Here is a 21,478-nt window from a genome sequence, read left to right on the forward strand (position 1 = left end):
GTGAGATGTTGAAGAACAAATGGATGCGGATCGGCCTGGTCACGGTGATGACCAGCCTTTCCATCGGAGCGACGATCGCCGAGGCTGCCGGCGTGCTGACCATCGGCCGGCGCGAGGACTCGACCACCTTCGATCCGATCAAGACCGCCCAGAACATCGATCTCTGGGTATTCGCCAACGTCTATGACGTGCTGATCCGCGTCGACAAGACGGGCACCAAGCTGGAGCCCGGCCTGGCGGAGAGCTGGGAGGTCAGCCCGGACGGCCTGACCTATACGTTGAAATTGCGCGATGCGAAGTTCTCGGACGGATCCGACCTTACCGCCGAGGACGTGGTGTTCAGCCTTACCCGCATCCGCGACGACGAGGGATCGCTGTGGGCCGATCCTTTCAAGGTGATGGAGACCGTCGAGGCGACCGACCCGAAGACCGTCACGATCAAGCTGAAGCAGCCGACCGCGCCGTTCCTGGCCACGCTCGCCTTTCCGATCGCCTCGATCCTTTCCAAGAAGGGTTTCGAGACACTCGGACCGGAGAAGTATGCCGAGACGCCGATCGGCTCCGGCGCCTTCACCATCACCGAATGGCGGCGCGGCGACCGCGTCATCCTCGCGAAGAACCCGCATTTCTGGCAGGCCGATCGCGTCAGCCTCGACGGTATCGAGTGGATTTCCGTGCCGGACGACAACACCCGCATGCTGAACGTGCAGGCCGGCCAGCTCGACACCGCGATCTTCGTGCCGTTCTCGCGTGTCGCCGAACTGCAAAAGGACGCTAACCTCACCGTCCATCTCGACCCGTCCACCCGCGAGGATCACCTGCTGATCAATCACGAGAAGGGCGCGCTGGCAAAGAAGGAAGTGCGGCAGGCGCTCGACATGGCCATCGACGAGCAGGCCGTGGTCGACACGGTGACCTTCGGTTATGGTGAGGTCGCGAATTCTTACGTACCGAAAGGCGCGCTCTATTACCACGCCGACAATCTGAAGCGGCCCTACGATCCGGAGAAGGCCAAGCAGATGCTGGCCGATGCCGGCGCCTCCGACCTGTCGCTCAACTACGTGGTGCGCGCTGGCGACGAGATCGTCGAGCAGACCGCCGTCCTCCTTCAGGAGCAACTCTCCAAGGCCGGCGTAACGGTCAACATCCAGAAGGTCGACCCGAGCCAGGAATGGGACATGCTGGTGGCCGGCGACTATGACGTCGGCGTCAACTACTGGACCAACGACATCCTCGACCCCGACCAGAAGACCACCTTCGTGCTCGGCCACGACGCCAACATGAACTACATGACCCGCTACAACAACGAGAAGGTCAAGGAGATGGTGGCGGCGGCGCGCATCGAGATGGATCCTGCCAAGCGCGAGCAGATGTATACCGACCTGCAGAAGATGGCCAAGGAGGACGTGAACTGGATCGACCTCTACTACAGCCCGTTCATCAACGTTTCGCGCAAGAACGTCGAGAATTTTTACCAGAATCCGCTGGGCCGGTTCTTCCTGGAAGATGTCGTTAAGAACTAGGCTTACGAGCGACGCCGCGGGACGCCCCCGGGGGCGTTCCGCCCAACCCTGACAACATGCTAGGCGTCTAGCCTGTTCTGGTCACCGCGCGTGGTTTGCCGGGATGAGGTGAGCGACCGGCTGGCGTCGCTATTTCCGCTTTCTGAAAGGTCCGCGTTGACTGCGGACGGTCCGCTTGCGGCCCCACACAGGACGCAATGTCATCCGGCGCGGAGCGTCGGATGGGCGCCATAGCCTGCCGACGGCTCAATTGCGGACACGCCAATTGGGTGCGCCGGGTAGGCCCCGCGCTAGGAGGTTAAACCGCAAAACAGCCGCGCACGACTGCTATCTCGCCAGACGTCGTGGCCATCGAACTCCCGGGAAGCATCTCCGAGCCGGAAGTTTCCGGGTAGATCTAGAATTTCTATGTGGACTGCGCAGTTCTAGCGAACCCGCGTGGGACCGCCTTCGCCATCTGCCAGCCGGTCGGGGGGACGTTGACGAGGTTCTAGTCCAGAACCACGCACCCAAATGTTCATGTTCGTCCGGCGGCGTTTATTCGACGGTTATTCAACGTATTTCCGAAATTTACGCTAAGTAATTGATTTTACTGGTACGCCCAAGGGGAATCGAACCCCTGTTTGCGCCGTGAGAGGGCGCCGTCCTGACCGCTAGACGATGGGCGCGTGACCAGTGGGCCGTATCTATGATGGGCGGCGGAAAAAAGCAACCGGCATTCTCGATCACGAAGAAGACGCGTGGCTCGAGCGCTTGGCGCCTACCGTCTCGGCTCGATCAGGTCCCAGAGATTGCCGTGGAGGTCGGCGAAAACCGCAACGATACCATAGGCTTCGCGGCGCGGCGCTTCGCGGAAGGTTACACCGGCTACCAGCATCGCCGCGTGGTCGCGGGCAAAATCGTCGGTCTCCAGGAACAGGAAGACGCGGCCCCCGGTCTGGTCGCCGACGCGTGTTTGCTGCTGCTCGGTGCTCGCTTCGGCCAGCAGGAGCCGGACGCCGCCTTGCGCCGGACCGACCGTGACCCAGCGCTTGCCGTCGCCGAGATCGACATCCTCGAACAGCATGAAACCGAGCTTTTGCGTGTACCAGGCGATCGCCTCATCATAGCCGGCGACGACCAGCGCGACGGTGGCGATGCGCCGCTGCGGTTCGGGCGAGGGCTCGCTCATTGCGCTGTGATCGTGAAACGACCGACGATGCGGCGCTCGGCAAGATCATAGAGATAGATGGCGCGGGAGCCGCCCGGCATCTCGAGGCCGAGTGACAGCCGGCTGCCCGACAGCGACTGCGACACGATCCTTGCGCCGGCCGGCAGCGCGATCTCGCCCTCCAGCACCGCGCCGGCGGCGACTGGAATGTCGGAATGGGGGAGTTCGGCGACAGCGGGGGCTTCGCTGCGGGTCTTGTAGACAATCGCCGCCACCACGGCCATAAGGGCGACGAACAAGAGCCCGAGATTGATCGCGACGAAGCGGACGAGTTTCTTGCGCACCTTCTCGACCCCCGGGTCGAGCGGCTTTTCTTCCTCGTCGTCGAATGTGGGCCTGATCATGCGGTTTTCCGAGCCTTCTTATGGGCGATCCTGATAACGAAGGCGACGGCGTTAGGAAAGGGCTGGCGGCCGGCCCGGACGCCGCAGGCCAGCGGCTCGACCAGTGGCTGGCGGCAGCCCTCGGCGGCGATTTTTCGCGCAGCCGCCTGCAAGCGTTGATCCGCCAGGGCGCGGTGAGCGTCGACGGCAGGCCGGTGGCCGAGCCGAAGCGCAAGATGGCGGCGGGCGAGATGGTCGGGGTGGTGCTGCCCGAACCGGAGCCGGCGGAGCCGCTGGGCGAGAACATTCCGCTCGATGTTCTTTACGAGGACGACGAGTTGATCGTTGTCAACAAGCCGGCGGGGCTGGTCGTGCATCCCGGCGCCGGCAACTGGACCGGCACGCTGGTCAACGCGTTGATCTATCACTGCGGTGACAGCCTTTCGGGTATCGGCGGCGTGCGGCGTCCGGGCATCGTCCACCGGCTCGACAAGGATACGTCCGGCGTGCTGGTGGCGGCCAAGACGGACCGCGCGCACAAGGCGCTGTCGGAGGCTTTTGCCGACCACGGCCGCGACGGCGACCTGGAGCGCGCCTACCTGGCGCTGGTGTGGAACATTCCATCGCGGATGAGCGGAACCGTCGACGCGCCGCTCGGCCGCGCCGCCGACCGGGTGCGTCGCGCAGTGGTGCCGGAAGGGCGCGACGATGCCCGCCACGCGGTGACCCACTATGAGGTGCTGGAGCGTTTTGGCGAAAACAGCGGCGGCGCCCGGGCGGCGCTGCTGGAATGCCGGCTTGAGACCGGGCGTACCCACCAGATCCGCGTCCACATGGCGCATATCGGCCACCCGCTGGTCGGCGACCGCGACTATGGCACCGGTTTTCGCACCAAGGCGAACCGCCTGCCGGAACCGGCGCGCGGCGTGGTCGCGACGTTCCCGCGCCAGGCGCTGCATGCCTGGCTGCTCGCCTTCCGTCATCCGGTCAGCGGCGAATTGATGCGTTTCGAGGCGCCTGTGCCAAGCGATTTTTCTGGACTCCTCGATGCGTTTCGCGGTATCTAACGGTTACCTGCTCACCGTTGTTCACTTATATGTGACGCACTGTTTCAGGTTGAACAAATCCTGTCTTTTCCCGATTTGTTCCTATATAAGTCTGTTTGGCGCCGCCTGGCGGGAATGCAGCGGCGCCACATGCCCGCCTTGATCAGGGGGCAATCAGAAGAGAGGAGGGCGCTATCATGGCCCAGTCATTACCAAGTATCGTTTCCGGAGAGGGCGGGCTTTCCCGCTACCTGGAAGAAATTCGTCGTTTCCCGATGCTCGAGCCGCAGGAAGAGTACATGCTCGCCAAGCGGTATCAGGAGCATGAGGACACTGGCGCTGCTCACAAGCTCGTCACAAGCCATCTGAGGCTCGTGGCCAAGATCGCCATGGGTTATCGCGGCTACGGCCTGCCGATCGGCGAGGTGATCTCGGAGGGCAATGTCGGCCTGATGCAGGCCGTCAAGAAGTTCGAGCCGGAGCGCGGCTTCCGGCTGGCCACCTATGCGATGTGGTGGATCAAGGCTTCGATCCAGGAATACATACTGCGCTCGTGGAGCCTGGTGAAGATGGGCACGACCGCCAACCAGAAGCGGCTGTTCTTCAACCTGCGCAAGGTGAAGGGCAAGATCCAGGCGCTCGACGAGGGCGACCTGAAGCCAGACCAGATCGCCGAGATCGCCACGCGGCTGAACGTCTCCGAGGAGGAGGTGGTTTCGATGAACCGCCGGCTCTCGGGCGACGCCTCGCTGAATGCGCCGATCCGCGCCACCGAGGGCGAAAGCGGCGAGTGGCAGGACTGGCTGGTGGACGACCACGACAGCCAGGAAGCGGTGCTGATCGAGCAGGACGAGCTGGAAAACCGGCGTGGCATGCTGACCAACGCCATGTCGGTGCTCAACGAGCGCGAGCGCCGCATCTTCGAGGCGCGCCGCCTGGAAGAAGAGCCGCTGACGCTGGAAGACCTGTCGGCCGAGTTCGGCATTTCGCGCGAACGCGTGCGGCAGATCGAGGTGCGCGCCTTCGAGAAGGTGCAGGACGCGGTGAAGGCTGCCGCCAAGCGCCAGGCGCAGTCCCTGCGCACCATCGAGGCCCAGCCGGCGATGTAACGCCGGCTGGTGGAGGGTGCGTCCTTCGAGGCTCGCCCGCCGAAGTTTTATCTTACAATTGCAAGGCCTTGCGGGCTCGCACCTCAGGATGGGGACCGTTGTGCGTGCAACGCTCACCTTCAGGCGTGGTTACGTGCTGAGGCCTCCGGAGTGCCGATGAGACTTCGCGATTGGCCTGCCGGCACTACGTCCTCATCCTGAGGTGCGAGCCCGCAATCCGTTCGCGGTCGGAGCGAAATCATCGAGGGGCGAGCCTCGGAGGACGCACTGTCACGCCGGACCGCCTCTCTCCACCCTTTCCAGCCACGCCTTGCCCACGCCGCGCTGGCGGATGATCGGCAGCGGGTCTTCATTGTCGAGGCGCGAGCAGAGCCGGTAGACCTCCAGCGTGTCGGCGTTCATGTCGCCGCGCTTGTGGAAAAACATCGCAGCGGCGTAGCGGGTTCGGCCCGACCAGGCCTCGCCGAGCGGGGTGTTGATCAGTTCCCACTGTTCGGCGACTTCCTGCGGCGTGTCGTCGGCCATCTCAGAACGTCCGGGGCGGGGTTGCCGTGCGGCGGTCGAGTTTTATGAACGGGCGCGGCACGATTTTCGCTCGTTTCATCAGCTTGACATATTGCAGTTCGCGCATCGCGTAGATCTCGACCCAGAGGTCGGCGCTGCCTTCCTCGCCGTAGGCGCGTTGCAGGCTGGCGATGGCGATGTTGCGTTTGGCCAGCGGCGACCAGATCGCCGCCGAGACCAGGCCGACCTCGCGTTTTTTGTTATGATAAACAATGGCATGCTCGGCCGGCACGTTACCCTCGATCTCCAGCCCGACCAGCACATGGGCGGGGCCGCCCATTTTCCGAGCGGCCTCGATGGCGCGACGGCCGTTGAAATAATTGGGCTTGTTCGGGTCGACCATGAAACCCAGGCCGATCTCGTCGGGCATGCGGACGCGGTCCTGGCGGATGGCGTGTTCGGCGGTGACGAAGTCGGCATTGGCGACGATCAGGCCTGCCTCGATGCGGGCAGTGTTGAGGGCATGATAACCTATGGCTCTGATTCCAAAAAGTTTTCCGGCCTCGAACAGGCGGTCCCAGAGGGAGAGAGCCTGTTCGGCATCGACAAAAAGCTCGTAGCCGAGGTCGCCGGTGAAGCCGGTGCGGGAGATGGTGACCTCGCCGTTTTCATGAGAAAAGGTAGCGATATCAAAGGGTTTCAGCCTTTCCGAACCGACGAAACCGGCGACGTTGAGGACGGACCAAGAGGTCGGGCCTTGCAAAGCGAGACCGGCTATCGCCTCGGTTTCCTCTTCGATTTCAACGTGGTAGCCGAGGGCGCTGTCGAGCAGCCAGGGCAGATGCCGCTCTTGGCAACAAAGGCGGAAGCGGGTTTGGGAGAGGCGGAACAAAGTGCCGTCGTCGAGCACAAAACCGTCGTCGTCGCACCAGGCGGTGTAGTGGACGCGGCCGGGTTTCAGTTTGGTGACGTCGCGCAGGGTGAGGCGGTCGAGGAAGGCTTCGGCGTCCGGACCCTCGATGCGGTATTTGACCATCGGCGAAATGTCGAAGACGGCGGCCTGGCTGCGGATCGCGAAATATTCGAGTTCCTCGTCCCACAGGGCGGACGGGGCCTTGTATCCCGCCCAATCGTACCAGGCCTCTTGCAGGTTGAGGGCGTCCAGGCGCGGCTGGAACGGCGAATCCAGCTTCAGCTTGCGGAAATGCGGCTGGAGGGAGAGGCGCGGCGCGGCTTTCGGAAGAGTGCCTTGCAGCGTCATGACGGCTCTCCTTCGCACGCGTCCCGGGCGCGCGCAAAACGATGCGTGAAGTCGGGAAAATCGTTTGAAAACAAATCGATGGTCGCAGCGGGAAGGGATTTCAGCGTTTCGCGCTTCAAAAAACACCGAAAAAGGGCTGTTTCCAGCGTTGAAAATCGCCGATGGGGCCTCGCCAACGATGCAATCGACTTCTTCCTGCCGAACGAGGCGAAAGATCTAGGAATAAAGTCCTTGACAGCGTGACGGCGGTAAGGCATGATTTTGCTAGTGTCGCAAAATTGCGGCTGGCGCCCGTCGCTCCATGTGGTGTGGGCTGCGAAAGAAATCATCCCTTCACCCCCAGCACCCGCTTGGCCGCGTTCATGCCGGGCACGCCCGAAATGCCGCCGCCGGGATGCGAGCCGGAACCGGCGAGGAACAGGCCGGCGATCGGCGTGTCGTAGCCCTCGGCGCCGAACACCGGCCGCGACATCAGCATCTGGTCGGCCTGCAACTCGCCATGGTGCCAGTGGCCGCCCGGCATGCGGTAGCGCTGTTCGATATCAACCGGCGTGAGGAGTTCGGAATGCACAATGGTCTTGCGGATGCCGGGCGCATGACGTTCCAGCACGGAAAGGATGGCTTCCAGGAATTTCGGCTTGCCGCGCTCCCAGCCTTCCTTCAGCGCGTAGGGCGCGTACTGGACCGTCGCCGAGAGCACGCAGGCGCCAGCGGGCGCGAGCGAGGGATCGTCGAGCGACGGCAAGGTGATCTCCATCGCCGGTTCGAGGGAAAATTCGCCGTACTTGGCCGGATTGAAGGCGTTTTCGACATAGTCGGTCGACGGGGCGATGACGAGCCGGCCGCGCCGGTGTTCGAGAGGGAGGCCCAAAAATTCCGGGGCTCGGTCGAGCGCCAGATGGAGTTTTGCCGCGTCGCCCTTCATACGGATATTCTGCACCCGCCTGGTGAAACCGGTGTCGAGGTGACGCGGGCCGACGAGGTCCATGAAGGTCGTGCGCGGGTTCATGGCCGAGACGATCGTTGCCGCCCGGATCGCTTCGCCGTCTTCCAGAACGATGCCGGCGGCCCGGCCATTCTCGACGGTGATGGCCTTCACGGCCGATCCGGTGCGGATCGTCGCGCCGGCCTTTTCGGCGGCCTTGCGCAGCGCAGCCGTCACCGCGCCCATGCCGCCCGCCGGCTGCAACTGGCCGCCCGGCGCCCCGCCGGTCTCGCCGGTGAGCCGGTAATAGAGGCCGAGCAGCGAAGTTGGCGAGCGGGGGCCGAGATGGCTGCCGATCACCGCGTCGAAGGCAAGCAGCCCCTTCAGCCGGTCGTCGGCAAGCCCCTCGTCGAGGAAGTCGGCGGCATTCATCAAAAGCACGCGCAGGAAATCGCGCATGTCCTCCTTGCCGAGGCGCTTCAGCGAAAGGCCGGTCATGGCGAAGGCGGCGGCCTCAGTGAGCGCCATGCCGCCAAGGGCAGGCGGGCGTCGGGCAAGCAGCGGCTTCAGAATGCCGGCATAGCGGAAAAGCTGCGCACGCACATCGGCCCACTCGCGTTCCGCTGCCGGCGAGATGCCTTCGAGGCGTTCGCCATAGGCTCCCGTCAGGACCAGCGGATCGGCTTCGGTCGACAGAGCGACGCTCGGTATCTGGCGCGCCGGCGAAAGGTTCAGGCCGTGGCTTTCGAGACCAAGGCCTTTCACCACCTCCGGGTGCAGCCTGTTCAGCAGATGCGCCATGGAAACGCGGAAGCCAGGCGCGAATTCGTGGCTGCGCCCGGCGCCGCCGGTCTCCTGTTCGGCTTCCAGCACGAGCACTTTGCGGCCGGATTTCGCGAGAAAGGCCGCCGCGACCAGGCCGTTGTGGCCGCCGCCGATGACGATCGCGTCAAATGACGTCATGGGCCGGGCTCATGTGTTTGGCGCCGCGCGACAGGTCGCGCAGGATTTCGCTGGCGGCGTTGCGGCCGGGCGCGCCCATGACGCCGCCGCCCGGATGGGTGGACGAGCCGCAGATGTAAAGCCCGCCGATCGGCGAGCGGTATTGCGCGTAGCCCGGCACCGGGCGGTTGAACAGAAGCTGGTCGAAGGTGAGCTCGCCCTGAAAAATGTTGCCTTCGGTGAGGCCGACCTCGGCCTCCAGCTCGCGCGGGGTGCGGATTTCCATGTGGACGATGCGGTCGCGAAAACCGGGCGAGTAGTCGGCGATCTGCGAGATCACGGTTTCGCCGAAGGCGTCGCGGTCGGCGTCGGTCCAGTCGCGACCTTCCACCTTGGGTGGGCAATATTGCACGAAGCAGCTCATGAAATGTTTTCCGGGAGGCGCCATGGTCGGGTCGAGCGTGGTCGGGATGACCATGTCGAGGAAGGGATCGGCCGACCAGCGCCCGGCCTTCCAGTCGTCGTAGCCGCGCTCCATGCGCTCGACCGAATCAGTGAAATGCATGTCGGCGCGCAGGCAGGGGGAATCCGGCGGCAGGGCCGGGAATTCCGGCATCGAATCCAGCGCGATGTTGACCTTGCCCGAGGAGCCGCGCATGCGGAAATTCTTCACCCGGCGCAGGAAGATGTCAGGCAGTTCCTTTTCCTCGACGAATTTCAGGAAAGTGCGCTTTACGTCGGCGTTGGAGACTACCAGTTTTCCGCGGATTTCCTCGCCGCCGGCAAGCACTACGCCGCCAGCGCGGCCGTTCTCGACCAGGATGCGTTCCACCTCCGCCTCGGTGCGGATGGTGCCGCCGGCCGCCCGGAAGGAATCCGCCAGCGCCCTGGTGATCGCCCCCATGCCACCGCGCGCATAACCCCAGGCGCCGACCGAACCGTCGACCTCGCCCATATAGTGGTGCAGCAGCACATAGGCCGTGCCGGGCGACATCGGCCCGAGTGCCGTGCCGATGATGCCGGAGAGCGCAAAATTCGCCTTGATGACATCGGTCTCGAAATATTCGTCGAGGAAATCGGAGATCGACATGGTCCAGAAGCGCAGCGTGTCGGCCATTTCGCGGGCGCCCAGCCCGGCGAATTTCCTGCCGAGATAAAGCAATTCGCCGATGTCGCGCGGCTTCAGCGAGGTCGGGTCCGGCGCGGTGCGCATCAGCAGCGGCTGGATGAAGCGGCATTGCCGCGTCACGTCGCGGGCGTAGCGGTCGTAGGCTTCGGCGTCCTTCTTCGAGAATCGCGCGAATTCGCGGCGGTGGGCATGGTGGTCGCGGTAGTTGGCGAGATAGTCGCCGTCGCGGGTGAACACCGCGCCGCCTTCGTAGGAGATGACCTGGAGCCCATGCTTAGGCAGTTCCAGATCGCGCATGATCTCGGGGCGGAACAGCGAGCAGACATAGGAACAGTTCGAATAGAGGAAGCCGGGCGTCAGCGAGCGGCTGACCGCCGCGCCGCCGACCCATTCGTTCTTCTCGACCACCAGTACATCGAGCCCCGCCCGCTGCAAATAGCAGGCGTTGACGAGCCCGTTATGGCCCGCGCCGACAACGATCGCGTCCCAGCTCTTCATGCTTCGGCGTTCCCATTTTTCACAAATCTGGCATGGGAGTGACGGAACTGTCCAGAGATTTTGAATGAATGTTCAACAAATGACCTTGCGCTTCCTCTTGTTTGCTATAGGTTTTGCAGCGGAGGTGCGATGTCCGGGGATTTTGCGTTGGAAGCGGAAATCAGGGTTAGGCACGCCATTGTTGCGGACGCCGTGCGCCTTTCCCGTTTCGCGGCAGCGGTGTTCGAGGAGGCTTTTGCAGGCACCTACGACCCGCCCGACATGCACAACTATCTGCGTGAGGCATTCTCGCCCGACGTCCAGGCAGCGGAGATCGCCGACCCTGCCGTCTCGATCTTCATCGCGGACCAATGTGGCGAGATCGCCGGGTATGTCGAGATAACCGACGATCCGGGCGGCAACGAGATGGAGTTGAACCGCATCTATCTCGACCCGGGGCAGCGGGGGACGGGTCTCGGCCAGCGGCTCCTGCAAGTTGCCCTGGAAGAATGCGCGCGGCGCCAGCGTCGCCGCATCTGGCTCGGCGTCTGGCATCGCAACGAACGGGCGATCGCGTTCTATCGCAAACACGGGTTCAGCGTCTGCGGCGAGACCGGTTTCGAATGGGGCGACGGCATCGAAAACGGCCTCGTCATGGAAAGACGCACGTGACAGCAGACGAGCCCGAATACGACGATATCGCGATCCGCTTCCTGGAGGCGCTATGGGGCGAGGGCTATCTCTCGCCCGGCGGCCCGGACGAGGTCGACCGGGTGCTGGCCGGCCTGTCGCTGAAGGACAAATCCGTGCTCGACATCGGCTGCGGGGCGGGCGGCATCGCGTTGCACCTGGTCGAGCACCACGATGCCGGCCATGTCACCGGTTTCGACATCGAGGCGCCGGTGATCTTTCGCGCCCGCGAGCGGGCGGCAGCAAAGGGGCTTTCGGACCGTGCCGATTTTGTGCAGGCGCCGCCGGGCAGATTGCCGTTCGCCGACGGTTCGTTCGATGTGGTGTTTTCCAAGGATGCGCTGCTGCATGTGCCGGACAAGGACGCGCTGTTTGCCGACATTTTTCGGGTGCTGAAACCCGGTGGCGTGTTTGCCGCCAGCGACTGGCTGATTTCCCATGACGGCGAGCCGTCGGCCGACATGAAGGCCTATGTCGATGCCGAGGGGCTGAGCTTTTCCATGGCGTCGCCCGGCCGCTACCGGCTGGCGATGGAACGGGCCGGGTTTCACGACATTGTCGTTTCGGACCGCAACGCCTGGTACCGCGATGTCGCGCGCGACGAACTGGCAAGGCTGAAAGGGCCGCTGTTCGGGCAGGCGGTGGCGGCGGTCGGCAAGGCCTATGTGGCGAAAAACATCCGCACCTGGGAGGCCATGCAGAAGGTGCTTGACTCGGGCGAGCACCGTCCCACTCATCTGCGCGGCAGGAAACCGGATTAGGCGGAAGAATTGAGACGATGAGCCCTTTCGTATCCCCTTTTGTTCTGCCGAGAGACGCGGCCGGCGAACCCTCCCCCTTGGGGGGATGGTTGCGGCGCAAACTGCTCGGAACGAGCAGGATTGCGACACGGGGAGGGGTTGGTGATGAAGTGCTCCATCCTGAAGCGACCCCACCCCGGCTCGCTCTCTCCACTTCGTTTCGATCGTTCGCCGACCCTCCCCTCAAGGGGGAGGGTAAAGGTGGGCGCCCATGAACGCTCCCTTGAAGGAACAGCCGGCGGACGGCGAGAAGCGTGGCCGAAAAGCCTCCAAGGAGACACGGCGGCAGCAACTGATCGAGGCGACGATCGATTCGCTGGCCAAGCGCGGCTATTCCGAGACGACCATGGCGGATGTAGCCGACGGCGCCGGCCTGTCGCGCGGCATCGTCAACTTCCATTTCGAGAGCAAGGAAAAGCTGCTCGTCGCCACGCTGCAATACATGGCCGACGAATATTCGGCGCATTGGCGGGCCGCGCTGCTGAAGGCGGGCGACGACCCGGCCCGCCAGCTTTCGGCGCTGGTGCAGGCCGACTTCGACCGCACCATCTGCAACAAGCGCAAGCTGGCGGCCTGGTGCGCCTTCTGGGGCGAGGCGAAGTCGCGGCCGACCTACCAGGTGCTGTGCGGGGCCAATGACGAGGCCTATCAGCAGGTGTTCATCGATCTCTGCCGGCGCCTGAAGGACGATGGCGGTTATGATTTCGACGCCTTCTCCACGGCGCTGGGCTTGAGCGCGATGCTGGAGGGGCTGTGGCTGCGGCTGATGATGGGTACCGAAAACGCCACCCGCGAGATCGCCCAGCACGCGGCTTCCGAATTTTTGGCTTCGGTGTTTCCCAAGCATTTTTCGCGAGAGGCGCCGCGCGTCCGCAAGATAGCATGAGAAAAAACCAAAAGAGGATGGAACGATGACTACCCTTTCCCGACGCATAACGCTTTCGATCGCGCTCGCCGCGGCGCTGTCGGCCTCCTTGCCGGCCATCGCAACGGCTGCGGATTCGGAGCTGACGATCTTCGACTGGTCCGGCTACGAGGCCGAGCAATTCCACCCCGACTACATCGCGAAATACGGGGATTCGCCGACCTTCACCTTCTTCGGCGACGAGGACGAGGCGTTCGAGAAGATACGCTCCGGTTTCAAGACCGACCTGGCGCATCCCTGCTCGCAGAGCGTGGTGAAATGGCGCGACGCCGGGCTGCTGGAGCCGCTCGACACCTCCAAGATCGCCGCCTGGAAGGACCTCAACCCCGGCATCATGGCGATGAAGGATCTCGCCACCACCGCCGACGGCACGGCATGGTTCCTGCCCTGGGACTGGGGCAACACGCTGGTGACCTACAATTCCGAAAAGGTCGAAGAGAAGGACATCCAGTCGCTGAAGGCCTTTGCCGACCCGAAGTTCAAGGACCGGGTGTCGATCGGCGACAATGTCGACGACGCCTATGCGCTGGCCTCGCTGGTGATTGGGCTGAAGGACTGGACACAGATGACCGACGAGCAGTTCAAGCAGGCTTCCGACTTCCTGCGCGAGGTGCACAAGAACGTGCGGGTCTACTGGACCGACAATACCGACATCGTGCAGGCGATGAGCGGCGGCGAGGTAGACCTCGCTTGGGCCTGGGACGACGCCAGCGTGCAGTCGGCGCTGGCCGGCGCGCCGATCAAGGCGAAGAAGGACACGGATGAGGGCCTGTCGACCTGGGTGTGCGGTTATGTAAGGCTGAAGGGCGCGCCGGGCAACATCGACAAGACCTACGAGTTCCTCAACTCGATCAATACCGGGCCGGTGGCGCAGTTCCTGCTGTCGGACTGGGGTTATGGCCACGCCAACGCCAAGGCGATGGAAGCGATCGACCCGAAGGTGCTGGCCGAGAAGGGTTACGACAATGTCGAGAAATTCGTCGACAAGACGCTGTTCCAGTCGCCGGTGCCGGCGGAACTGAAGCAGAAGATGATCGCCGAGTTCGAGAAGATCAAGGCGGGATACTAAGGGGGCTTGCTGCCGGCCCGCAGCCGGCAGGCCCTAACCATTCCGGAAGCCGGGGTTTTCGCTCCGGCTTTTCGTCGGCTCAGGCGGCGGCTTCTTCCGCCGCCTCCGCGGCGGCATCGGCGCGGTTGGCGGCCTGCTCGCATTTCTTGCGGATTTCCTCGAGCTCGGTCTCGGTCAGGTGCTCGATGCCGATGAAATGGTTCTTTGCTTTCGAGGTGCGGATTAGTTCGTCGAGCTTGGTCTGCAGCGCGGCACCGTCGCGGTTCTGGGTGTTCTGGATCAGAAACACCATCAGGAAGGTGACGATGGTCGTGCCGGTGTTGATGATGAGTTGCCAGGTATCGGAAAAGCCGAAGAGCGGGCCGCTCACTGCCCAGAGCGCGATGATACCCACACATAGGATGAAGGTGACCGGCTTGCCGGCGGCATAGGCCACCTTGTTGGCGATCTTCGTGAAATGTTTTTCCATGGCCCTCTCGCGCATTCCGTCGCGGGAACTCAAGTTGCTTCTAAACAATCGAGACGCCGCACGGGTTCCGGTGGGCGGACCGCTGCACGACGGAACGGCCAGCGTGATCGCGCGTTCTCAGGGACGATCAATCGGAGGTTCGATGATGGTCACGTTCCGGGAAATGCGGGTGCAGGAGATCGTCGAGGACAAGTCGATGAGCACCGAAACCAAGATCGAGAAGCTGCGGGGCATCGAATCCGAGGTGCGTGGAATGCAACGCGCCGCGAGCGAAGGCCCGATGAACCCCAATGACGGGTGGGACGACGAATTGCGTCAGGTGCGCAAGGCTCTCGACAAGCTTGGCGCAGTGGAACCCAAGAAGGGCGCGGCCACGCTTTGACCGCTGATCGCCGTTTGCCGTCGTCGCGCCCGGTAAAAGCCTCGTGTGTTGGGCGCCCTGACGGTGGACATCAGCCATGCGCCGTCGGAGTATGATGCCGGGAAGCGGCCGACGGAGCCGCCGGCAGGCTTGCCTGCCGCATGGGGCAGGGCAGAGGCAGGCAATTGAGTGCCAGAATTGTTCGTTCACAGGTAATCGTCGTAGGGGCCGGCTTCACCGGGCTTTCGGCGGCGCAACTTCTCAGACATGCGGGTGTCGACTTCATCGTCATCGAGGCGCGCGAGCGCGTCGGCGGGCGTGTGGAAGCGGTCGAGAACGGGCTGGGCGAGCGCATCGATGCTGGCGGCCAGTATTTCTGCGACGACATGCCGGAAATTTCGGCCTTGGCGGATGCCTATGGCAAGACGCGGGCGGACGGACTGTTTGCGGGTCGATGGCTGATCGAACCGGGGACGATCGTCGGCACGGTCGAAGATCTTTACCGCCGCTCCGCGAGTATTCGCCACCGGGCAAACGAACTCGACCCTGACGATCCGTCCATCGAAAACGTCTCGGTGCGGGCGTGGGCGGAGGCGCAGCCGGACGCCTATGACGCGCAATGGGCTTTTCTCGGGACGATCGAGGGCCTGTGGTGCCAGCCGACCGATCTGCTGCCGCTCTGGTATCTCGTGTCCAACGACCGGCGCATCACCAACGAAGTACCGGAGCTGCAATATTTCCTGAAGGAGACGATGCAGTCGCTGGCCGAGGATCTCGGCCGGGAACTGGGACCGCGGCTGCGGCTCGGCGAGGCGGTGCGCAGCATCAGGCACGGGCCGGACAAGGTCAGCATCCGTACGGACGCGGGCCTCTACGAGGCCGAACACGCCATAGTCGCGGTGCCGCCGGTGATGACGCGGCGGCTGATGTACGATCCGCCGCTGCCGGTGGAAGTCTGCCAGGCGACGTCGGCCTGGCGCAGCGGCAAGGTGATAAAGGCGCTGGTGCGCTACGAAAAACCGTTCTGGCGCGACAAGGGTTTTAGCGGCAGCGTGTTTTTCCTCGACCCGCTCGGGCTCTATGCCTGCGACGCCAGCCGCGACGACGACCATGCAGCGATCGTCGTCTTCGCCGGCGGCAGCCTCGCCGAAAAATGGCGCAAGGCTGGCAACGAGGCGGCACGCACGATGATCCTTGAAAAGCTGGCGACGGCGCTCGGACCGGCGGCGGCCGCGCCGCTTGATGTCACCATGCGCGACTGGACGAACGACCCGTGGAGTGGCGGCGGCTATTTCGACACGATCATGGATTTTTCGGCGAAGGACGCGGAAGCGATCATGCGGCGCGGCATACCGTCGGTGACTTTCGCCTCGTCGGAACTGTCGCCGTCCTATCCGGGTTATATCGAGGGCGCGATCGTGGCCGGTCGGGCGGCGGCACAACAGGCTGTTGTTCAGACACGAGCCGCCAGGGCCGATCCCGATAAGGCATTGGCTATTCTTGAAAGGATCGGTGGGCTGCCGCCTGAGCCGGGGGATGAGATGCCGGAAAGGACAGCGAGACAGGTCTTCGCGCCCCTCAATACCAAGACCCCTTGATGTCGACCGCTTGGAATGGCCTTGCTTACTCGCTCCGCGCTACCATCATTGCCCTACGGGGCAGGCAGCGGCGAGGAAAGCCATGGGAGGGTCGAAATGAAAAGCGGACTGGCCATTGTGGTGACGGCAGCGATTATGGCCGTTGCAGGTTTTACCGTCGGCCGTGTGTCCGCAACCGCTCCCGTCAAGATTGAGGAACTGGACAATTCGCTCAAGGGCGTATGTCAGTATTCTGCGAGTTCCCTCCGATCCGAGGTTGAGGCCGGCTGGCCGATAAACTCCTTCGCTGTTTGGGAGACCGACCACGGGCTTCAGTTTCACGTGCTGACCCAATTGAACAATCCGAAATGTTCTCCGGATCCGGAACTGGCGATCTACTATCTCGAAAATCACGGACTCGTTGCGATTGGCGACCTGAAATATTTTCTTGATGAATCGAAGAAACGTGGGGATAGCCAACTGCGAGACTATCTCGCTGCACGGTTGTTGACAGACTGAACAGAAATAACCGTTGGAATGAGATTCGAATAACTCAATCCGCCATCGCCACCAGCGCGTCGGGATCGTAGCCTAGCCGGATGGTGGCGCCGAGCGGCAGGTCGTCGGCGCCGAAATCGTTGGTTTCGGTGACGGATAGCGGCCTGTCCATGCCCGGCACCTCGACAATCAGGTGGGTGATCTCGCCGAAATAATGGCGTTCGACGACCGTGCCGGCGACTTCGTGCCTGGCGGTGGCGTCGTCCCACAGCACGCGCAGCCGCTCCGGGCGGATGCCGATGGTGGCCGCTGAGCCGTTCTTCACATAGGCGGCCGGCTTGTCGGTCTTGACCCGGCCGAAACCCAGCGTATCGACCACGATCGACGTGCCGGCATCGTCGACGATCTCGGCCTTGATGAAGTTCATGCCACCCAAAAAATCGGCGACCTGGCGGTTGACCGGGCGCTGGTAGATTTCCTTCGGCGCGGCGACCTGGGCGATCTTGCCGCCGAACATCACGGCGATGCGGTCGGACATGGCAAGCGCCTCGTACTGGTCGTGGGTGACCAGGATGAAGGTGATGCCCACCGCCTGCTGCAGGCGGCGCAACTCGACCTGCATCTGCTCGCGCAGCTTCTTGTCGAGCGCCGACAGTGGTTCGTCGAGCAGCAGCACCTTCGGCCGCATGACCAGTGCTCGCGCCAGCGCCACGCGCTGCCGCTGACCGCCGGACAGTTCCGTGGCGCCGCGCTTGCCGAGGCCGGCCAGCGAAACCATGGCCAGCGCTTCGTCGACGCGGCGCTTTTCTTCCGCCGCGTCCAGCCTCATGCGCTTCAGCCCATAGGCGACGTTCTGCTCGACATTGAGATGCGGGAAGATGGCGTAGCTCTGGAACACCATGTTGGTGGGGCGGCGGTTGGCCGGAATGCCGTCCATCGGCTGGCCGTCGATGAGGATCGACCCGCTGGTCGGCGTATCGAAGCCGGCGATCATCCTCAGCAGCGTGGTCTTGCCGCAGCCGGAAGGCCCGAGCAGCGAAAAGAACTCGCCCTCGCGAATGGCGAGATTGGCATCGTCCAGGGCCTTGAACGTCCCGTAGCTGCGGGTGACGTTGCGGATTTCGATCATCGAGCGATCAGGCAACGGCAACTCCCGTCAGGTGCGTCCTGCGCTCGGCGCGGCGGCGCAGAGTTTCGGCGATGGTGAGAAGGATGAAGGAGCCGACCAGCAACAGCGTGCCGAGCGCCAGCACGCTGGGCAGTTTTGCCGCGAAACGCAGTTGGCCCCAGATGTAGATCGGCAGTGTCGTCTCTGTGCCGGCAAGAAAGAACGCCATGATGAAGTCGTCGAGCGAAATCGTGAAGGACACCAGCAACGAGGAGATGATCGCCGGCGCCATCATCGGCAGCGTCACGCGGCGGAACGTGCCCCATGCCGTCTCGCCGAGATCGGCCGAGGCCTCTTCCAGGCTGCGGTCGAACCCCTCGAAGCCGGAGGTCAGAACGGTGACGGAGTAGGGGATGCAGATCAGCACATGGCCGAGCACGACCGTGAACAGCGTCAGGCCGAGCCCCATGCGCTGCAGCACCAGCAGCATGGAGACGGCGACGATGATCTCCGGCAGGATGAGCGGCGCCATGATCAGCCCGTTGATCGGGCGGCGGCCGGGGAAGCGATAACGAGTGATGGCGCGCGCCGCGCAGATTCCAAGTATGGTCGCCAGCAGCGAGGCGGCGATGCCGACGATAAAACTGTTCCAGGCCGCGTCGAGCAGAGCGGTGGTGCGCGGAAGCTCCTCGTACCATTTGAAGGTGAAGCCGGAGAGCGGGAATTTCGGCACCGCCGAAGTGTTGATCGAAAAGATCGGCAGTAGAAGCACCGGTAGGTAGAGAAAGACGATGTAGAGCGCCGCGTAGGCGGGAAGCCAGCGGTCGAGCAAACGTTTCATCGTGCCCGCCTCACCAGCAGCCTGAGCAGCAGGACCGATGCTGCGGCCATCGCCGACACGACCAGCATGGTGGAGACCGAAAGTGCCGCGCCGAGCGGCCAGTTCAGCGCCTTGCCGAACTGCGCCTGGATGGCGTTGGAGATCATCACGCCATCCTTGCCGCCGACGAGTTTCGGCGTGACGTAATCACCGACGGTCGGGATCATGACGATCAGCAGCGCCGAGATGACGCCCGTCATCGACAGCGGCAGCGTCACCCGCAGGAAGCTGCGGATGGGCCCGTCGCCGAGGTCGGTGGCCGCCTCGATCAGCGTGCGGTCGACCTTTTCCAGCGATACGAAGATCGGCAGGATGGCGAAGGCGGCCCAGGCATGGGTCAGCGTGATGATGACGGCGCTCGAATTGTAGAGCAGCGCGGTCGACGGCTCGTCGATGATGCCGAGCCCCAGCAGACCGGAGTTCAGCACGCCATTGTAGCCGAGAATGACCTTCCACGACATGACGCGCAGCAGATAGCTGGTCCAGAACGGGATGGTGATGAGGAACAGCCACAGGTTCTTGTGACGGCCACCATGGAAGGAAATGTAGTAGGCGATCGGGTAGGCGAGCAGGACCGTGAGCACGCTGACCGAAAACGAGATGAACAGCGAGCGCAGGAGAAGGTCGCGATAGATCGGCTCTGTCAGCGCGATGCGGTATTGTTCGAGCGTGAAGGTGTAGTCGACGGTAAGATAGTTCTGTGTCCAGAAGCTGTGGGCGATCACTACCAGGATCGGCACCAAGAGCATGACGACCGCGAAGGCGAGGGTGGGGCTGACCAGCGCGAAGCCGCGCGCCGCCTCGGATTGCAGAAGGGGTTTTGCGTTCTGGCGTGCCTTTCGGTACGCAATGGACCCTTCCGCGGCAGCCGTCATTGCAACGGCTCGCCTGTCGCGAATCGCGTGGGCCTGCGTTCCATGGCTGCTCCCATCCCGATCGCCGGCCGTTCCCTTGTTTCCCGGCTTTCCCACATCATGGGCCCAAGAGTGGATTGAAATCAAGCGGCATTTCTGGGATATTGATTGAACGGATATTCAAAATAAGGCGAATAAGGTCCGATTTCCGACAGCTTGCCGGGAGTCGGTTTCGCGATCACGGAATTTTCATGAGAAGGAGGCCGGCATGGCGGCGGTCCGGGATATCGACAGGCTCGACGGTGGTGAAAATTCGGCGGCGGAAGCGGTCGAACTCGCCAAGCGGCACCTCGTGCAGCCCTGGCCCTATGCCGGTTCGATCGGCAGCGAGGCGCGCGGCCTGATCGGCAGCGGCGACGGCATCTACATCACCGACGGCGAGGGCAGGCGGCTGATCGACGGCCCTGCCGGCATGTGGTGCGTCAATGTCGGGCACCGGCGCGAAGAGCTTGCCCGGGTCATGTACGACCAGGCGATGGCGCTGTCCTACAACACGCCGTGGTACACGATGAACGAGCCGTCGGCGGTGCTGGCGGAGCGCATCGCGGCATACGCGCCGGGAGATCTCAATCATGTGTTCTTCACCACCGGCGGGTCGTCGGCGGTGGAGACGGCGCTGCGTTTCATGCAGTTCTACAACAATGTGCGCGGCCGGCCGGAGAAGAAGCTGGTGCTGTCGCGGGGCGGCGCCTATCACGGCTCGACCTATCTGTCGGCGTCGCTGAACGGCAGGCCGCGCGACCGCGACTGGATGGACGTCGCCGAGGGGCTCGTCGTGAAACTGTCGTCGCCAGACCCGTTCCGGCGGCCGGCCGGTATGACCATCGAGGCGTTTTCCGATTTCCTGGTCGACGAGTTCCGTGACACCGTGAAGGAGATCGGCGCCGAAAAAATCGGCGCCTTCGTCGGCGAACCGGTGCAGGCCTCTGGCGGCGTGATCGTGCCGCCGGCGAACTACCTGCCGCGCATCCGCGAGATATGCCGGGAGAACGATATCCTCTACATTTCGGACGAGGTGGTGACGGCGTTCGGCCGGCTCGGCGAAATTTTCGCGTCCAAGGAGGTGTTCGGCCTGGAACCGGACATGATCACCTTCGCCAAGGGCGTGACCTCCGGCTATTTCCCGCTGGGCGGCGTCGTCATCTCGGATCGGTTGCTCGACGATTTGCGCAAGTCGAACCATCCGGACGCGATGTATGCGCACGGGCTGACCTATACCAGCCATCCGGTCGGCTGCGCGGTGGCGCTCGCCAATCTCGACCTGCTGGAAAACGGCGTCCTCGATCATGCCCGCGCGGTCGCGCCCTATTTCCAGGAGCGGCTCAGGACACTGGAAGACCTGCCGCTGGTGGGCGAGGTGCGCGGCATCGGCCTGATGGGCTGCGTGGAGTGCGTCGCCGACCGCGAGAGCAAGGACGCGCTGAAGCTGGACTATGAGGTGGGAAAGCGCATCGACGCGCATTGCCACGCGCTGGGGCTGCTGGTGCGGCCACTGATCCATATGTGCGTGATGAGCCCGCCGCTGATAATTTCGCGCAGCCAAGTCGACGACATGGTCGCCATCCTGCGCGAGGGAATCTCGCGGACGATGGACGATCTGCGCAAGGAAGGCGTCTGGCGGGGCTGACTGCGCGGGCGCGGTTCGCGAGTTGCTCACCGCGCCCCCTTCGACATCCCGCAAGGAGAAGCCTTCGAAGAGCGCGCGGCGACGGCGCCCTTGGGGCTTGGGACGCCAGCA

The 21,478-nt window shown here is 63.6% G+C and carries 22 protein-coding genes and 1 tRNA gene; 12 read left to right on the forward strand and 11 right to left on the reverse strand.

Annotated features, from left to right (window positions below; translation table 11 throughout):
* Positions 1 to 23 precede the first annotated feature (23 nt).
* The gene (locus RB623_RS01630; protein ID WP_308055104.1) at positions 24 to 1,523 is read left to right on the forward strand and encodes an ABC transporter substrate-binding protein; all 1,500 of its coding nucleotides are present in this window, start codon (positions 24 to 26) and stop codon (positions 1,521 to 1,523) included.
* Positions 1,524 to 2,116: 593 nt separating this feature from the next.
* Here the strand turns inward: RB623_RS01630 and RB623_RS01635 are convergent.
* The 3 genes from RB623_RS01635 to RB623_RS01645 all read right to left on the reverse strand — a co-directional run bounded on the left by RB623_RS01635 (position 2,117) and on the right by RB623_RS01645 (position 3,077).
* Positions 2,117 to 2,191, reverse strand: a tRNA-Glu gene (locus tag RB623_RS01635).
* 92 nt (positions 2,192 to 2,283) lie between these two features.
* Positions 2,284 to 2,694 (reverse strand): VOC family protein, encoded by a 411-nt coding sequence (locus tag RB623_RS01640; protein ID WP_308054995.1) that lies wholly within the window; start codon positions 2,692 to 2,694, stop codon positions 2,284 to 2,286.
* Positions 2,691 to 3,077: a fimbrial protein gene (locus RB623_RS01645; RefSeq protein ID WP_308054996.1), complete on the reverse strand. Its 387-nt coding sequence runs from the start codon at positions 3,075 to 3,077 to the stop codon at positions 2,691 to 2,693. The genes RB623_RS01640 and RB623_RS01645 overlap by 4 nt, the downstream gene beginning before the upstream one ends.
* 20 nt (positions 3,078 to 3,097) lie before the next feature.
* Between RB623_RS01645 and RB623_RS01650 the strand changes: the two genes are divergently transcribed.
* Together RB623_RS01650 and rpoH are read left to right on the forward strand one after the other, a co-directional pair.
* Positions 3,098 to 4,123, forward strand: coding sequence for an RluA family pseudouridine synthase (locus tag RB623_RS01650; protein ID WP_308054997.1), 1,026 nt, complete (start codon positions 3,098 to 3,100; stop codon positions 4,121 to 4,123).
* Positions 4,124 to 4,299: 176 nt separating this feature from the next.
* On the forward strand, positions 4,300 to 5,211 hold the full coding sequence (rpoH, locus tag RB623_RS01655; RefSeq protein ID WP_308054998.1) for an RNA polymerase sigma factor RpoH: 912 nt from the start codon (positions 4,300 to 4,302) through the stop codon (positions 5,209 to 5,211).
* Positions 5,212 to 5,481: 270 nt separating this feature from the next.
* Here the strand turns inward: rpoH and RB623_RS01660 are convergent, their stop codons facing one another.
* Positions 5,482 to 5,736 (reverse strand): hypothetical protein, encoded by a 255-nt coding sequence (locus tag RB623_RS01660; protein WP_308054999.1) that lies wholly within the window; start codon positions 5,734 to 5,736, stop codon positions 5,482 to 5,484.
* A gap of 1 nt (position 5,737) precedes the next feature.
* Positions 5,738 to 6,976, reverse strand: a complete 1,239-nt coding sequence (locus RB623_RS01665) for an aminomethyltransferase family protein (RefSeq protein ID WP_308055000.1) — start codon at positions 6,974 to 6,976, stop codon at positions 5,738 to 5,740.
* On the opposite strand from RB623_RS01665, the gene RB623_RS01670 reads away from it, so the two are divergent.
* Positions 6,965 to 7,219, forward strand: coding sequence for a hypothetical protein (locus RB623_RS01670; RefSeq protein ID WP_308055001.1), 255 nt, complete (start codon positions 6,965 to 6,967; stop codon positions 7,217 to 7,219). The genes RB623_RS01665 and RB623_RS01670 overlap by 12 nt on opposite strands.
* An 82-nt stretch (positions 7,220 to 7,301) precedes the next feature.
* Here the strand turns inward: RB623_RS01670 and RB623_RS01675 are convergent, their stop codons facing one another.
* Both RB623_RS01675 and RB623_RS01680 read right to left on the reverse strand, forming a co-directional pair.
* Entirely contained in the window at positions 7,302 to 8,864 is a 1,563-nt protein-coding gene (locus RB623_RS01675) for an NAD(P)/FAD-dependent oxidoreductase (protein WP_308055002.1), read from the reverse strand.
* Positions 8,851 to 10,470, reverse strand: coding sequence for an NAD(P)/FAD-dependent oxidoreductase (locus tag RB623_RS01680; protein WP_308055003.1), 1,620 nt, complete (start codon positions 10,468 to 10,470; stop codon positions 8,851 to 8,853). Before RB623_RS01680 ends, RB623_RS01675 begins: the two co-directional genes overlap by 14 nt.
* A 129-nt stretch (positions 10,471 to 10,599) precedes the next feature.
* Here RB623_RS01680 and RB623_RS01685 point away from each other — a divergent pair, with 129 nt between their 5' ends.
* The 4 genes from RB623_RS01685 to RB623_RS01700 all read left to right on the forward strand — a co-directional run bounded on the left by RB623_RS01685 (position 10,600) and on the right by RB623_RS01700 (position 13,933).
* Positions 10,600 to 11,121, forward strand: a complete 522-nt coding sequence (locus tag RB623_RS01685) for a GNAT family N-acetyltransferase (protein WP_308055004.1) — start codon at positions 10,600 to 10,602, stop codon at positions 11,119 to 11,121.
* Positions 11,118 to 11,900 carry a methyltransferase domain-containing protein gene (locus RB623_RS01690; protein ID WP_308055005.1) on the forward strand — a complete coding sequence of 261 codons (783 nt, stop codon included), beginning with the start codon at positions 11,118 to 11,120 and terminating at the stop codon, positions 11,898 to 11,900. Before RB623_RS01685 ends, RB623_RS01690 begins: the two co-directional genes overlap by 4 nt.
* Positions 11,901 to 12,150: 250 nt before the next feature.
* Entirely contained in the window at positions 12,151 to 12,825 is a 675-nt protein-coding gene (gene betI, locus RB623_RS01695; RefSeq protein ID WP_308055006.1) for a transcriptional regulator BetI, read from the forward strand.
* A 25-nt stretch (positions 12,826 to 12,850) separates the two neighbouring features.
* Positions 12,851 to 13,933 carry an extracellular solute-binding protein gene (locus tag RB623_RS01700; protein WP_308055007.1) on the forward strand — a complete coding sequence of 361 codons (1,083 nt, stop codon included), beginning with the start codon at positions 12,851 to 12,853 and terminating at the stop codon, positions 13,931 to 13,933.
* Positions 13,934 to 14,012: 79 nt separating this feature from the next.
* Here the strand turns inward: RB623_RS01700 and RB623_RS01705 are convergent, their stop codons facing one another.
* Positions 14,013 to 14,402 carry a low affinity iron permease family protein gene (locus tag RB623_RS01705; RefSeq protein WP_308055008.1) on the reverse strand — a complete coding sequence of 130 codons (390 nt, stop codon included), beginning with the start codon at positions 14,400 to 14,402 and terminating at the stop codon, positions 14,013 to 14,015.
* On the opposite strand from RB623_RS01705, the gene RB623_RS01710 reads away from it, so the two are divergent.
* The 3 genes from RB623_RS01710 to RB623_RS01720 all read left to right on the forward strand — a co-directional run bounded on the left by RB623_RS01710 (position 14,401) and on the right by RB623_RS01720 (position 16,859).
* A complete protein-coding gene (locus RB623_RS01710; RefSeq protein WP_308055009.1) occupies positions 14,401 to 14,784 on the forward strand; it encodes a hypothetical protein in 384 nt (127 codons plus the stop codon). The two genes, RB623_RS01705 and RB623_RS01710, sit on opposite strands and share 2 nt — an antisense overlap.
* A 164-nt stretch (positions 14,785 to 14,948) precedes the next feature.
* Positions 14,949 to 16,361, forward strand: a complete 1,413-nt coding sequence (locus tag RB623_RS01715) for a flavin monoamine oxidase family protein (RefSeq protein WP_308055010.1) — start codon at positions 14,949 to 14,951, stop codon at positions 16,359 to 16,361.
* A gap of 96 nt (positions 16,362 to 16,457) precedes the next feature.
* Positions 16,458 to 16,859, forward strand: coding sequence for a hypothetical protein (locus RB623_RS01720; RefSeq protein WP_308055011.1), 402 nt, complete (start codon positions 16,458 to 16,460; stop codon positions 16,857 to 16,859).
* A gap of 34 nt (positions 16,860 to 16,893) precedes the next feature.
* Here the strand turns inward: RB623_RS01720 and RB623_RS01725 are convergent, their stop codons facing one another.
* Genes RB623_RS01725 through RB623_RS01735 form a run of 3 tightly spaced genes read right to left on the reverse strand, consistent with a single transcriptional unit; the run spans position 16,894 to position 19,701 of the window.
* Positions 16,894 to 17,967 carry an ABC transporter ATP-binding protein gene (locus RB623_RS01725; RefSeq protein ID WP_308055105.1) on the reverse strand — a complete coding sequence of 358 codons (1,074 nt, stop codon included), beginning with the start codon at positions 17,965 to 17,967 and terminating at the stop codon, positions 16,894 to 16,896.
* A gap of 7 nt (positions 17,968 to 17,974) precedes the next feature.
* A complete protein-coding gene (locus RB623_RS01730; protein WP_308055012.1) occupies positions 17,975 to 18,787 on the reverse strand; it encodes an ABC transporter permease in 813 nt (270 codons plus the stop codon).
* Positions 18,784 to 19,701 (reverse strand): ABC transporter permease, encoded by a 918-nt coding sequence (locus RB623_RS01735; RefSeq protein WP_308055013.1) that lies wholly within the window; start codon positions 19,699 to 19,701, stop codon positions 18,784 to 18,786. Before RB623_RS01735 ends, RB623_RS01730 begins: the two co-directional genes overlap by 4 nt.
* A gap of 247 nt (positions 19,702 to 19,948) precedes the next feature.
* Here RB623_RS01735 and RB623_RS01740 point away from each other — a divergent pair, with 247 nt between their 5' ends.
* Positions 19,949 to 21,367, forward strand: coding sequence for an aminotransferase (locus RB623_RS01740; RefSeq protein WP_308055014.1), 1,419 nt, complete (start codon positions 19,949 to 19,951; stop codon positions 21,365 to 21,367).
* Positions 21,368 to 21,478: the final 111 nt, after the last annotated feature.

Source organism: Mesorhizobium sp. LHD-90 (assembly GCF_030929505.1).
GTDB lineage: Bacteria > Pseudomonadota > Alphaproteobacteria > Rhizobiales > Rhizobiaceae > Kumtagia.

Coding starts and splice junctions, on each gene's coding strand:
- RB623_RS01675 (WP_308055002.1), bottom strand. CDS start 8,864: ATGACGTCATTTGACGCGATCGTCATCGGCGGCGGCCACAACGGCCTG.
- RB623_RS01735 (WP_308055013.1), bottom strand. CDS start 19,701: ATGACGGCTGCCGCGGAAGGGTCCATTGCGTACCGAAAGGCACGCCAG.
- RB623_RS01645 (WP_308054996.1), bottom strand. CDS start 3,077: ATGATCAGGCCCACATTCGACGACGAGGAAGAAAAGCCGCTCGACCCG.
- RB623_RS01680 (WP_308055003.1), bottom strand. CDS start 10,470: ATGAAGAGCTGGGACGCGATCGTTGTCGGCGCGGGCCATAACGGGCTC.
- RB623_RS01640 (WP_308054995.1), bottom strand. CDS start 2,694: ATGAGCGAGCCCTCGCCCGAACCGCAGCGGCGCATCGCCACCGTCGCG.
- RB623_RS01650 (WP_308054997.1), top strand. CDS start 3,098: ATGGGCGATCCTGATAACGAAGGCGACGGCGTTAGGAAAGGGCTGGCG.
- RB623_RS01740 (WP_308055014.1), top strand. CDS start 19,949: ATGGCGGCGGTCCGGGATATCGACAGGCTCGACGGTGGTGAAAATTCG.
- RB623_RS01730 (WP_308055012.1), bottom strand. CDS start 18,787: ATGAAACGTTTGCTCGACCGCTGGCTTCCCGCCTACGCGGCGCTCTAC.
- betI (WP_308055006.1), top strand. CDS start 12,151: ATGAACGCTCCCTTGAAGGAACAGCCGGCGGACGGCGAGAAGCGTGGC.
- RB623_RS01685 (WP_308055004.1), top strand. CDS start 10,600: ATGTCCGGGGATTTTGCGTTGGAAGCGGAAATCAGGGTTAGGCACGCC.
- RB623_RS01630 (WP_308055104.1), top strand. CDS start 24: ATGCGGATCGGCCTGGTCACGGTGATGACCAGCCTTTCCATCGGAGCG.
- RB623_RS01665 (WP_308055000.1), bottom strand. CDS start 6,976: ATGACGCTGCAAGGCACTCTTCCGAAAGCCGCGCCGCGCCTCTCCCTC.
- RB623_RS01710 (WP_308055009.1), top strand. CDS start 14,401: ATGGCCCTCTCGCGCATTCCGTCGCGGGAACTCAAGTTGCTTCTAAAC.
- RB623_RS01725 (WP_308055105.1), bottom strand. CDS start 17,967: ATGATCGAAATCCGCAACGTCACCCGCAGCTACGGGACGTTCAAGGCC.
- RB623_RS01720 (WP_308055011.1), top strand. CDS start 16,458: ATGAAAAGCGGACTGGCCATTGTGGTGACGGCAGCGATTATGGCCGTT.
- RB623_RS01660 (WP_308054999.1), bottom strand. CDS start 5,736: ATGGCCGACGACACGCCGCAGGAAGTCGCCGAACAGTGGGAACTGATC.
- rpoH (WP_308054998.1), top strand. CDS start 4,300: ATGGCCCAGTCATTACCAAGTATCGTTTCCGGAGAGGGCGGGCTTTCC.
- RB623_RS01700 (WP_308055007.1), top strand. CDS start 12,851: ATGACTACCCTTTCCCGACGCATAACGCTTTCGATCGCGCTCGCCGCG.
- RB623_RS01705 (WP_308055008.1), bottom strand. CDS start 14,402: ATGGAAAAACATTTCACGAAGATCGCCAACAAGGTGGCCTATGCCGCC.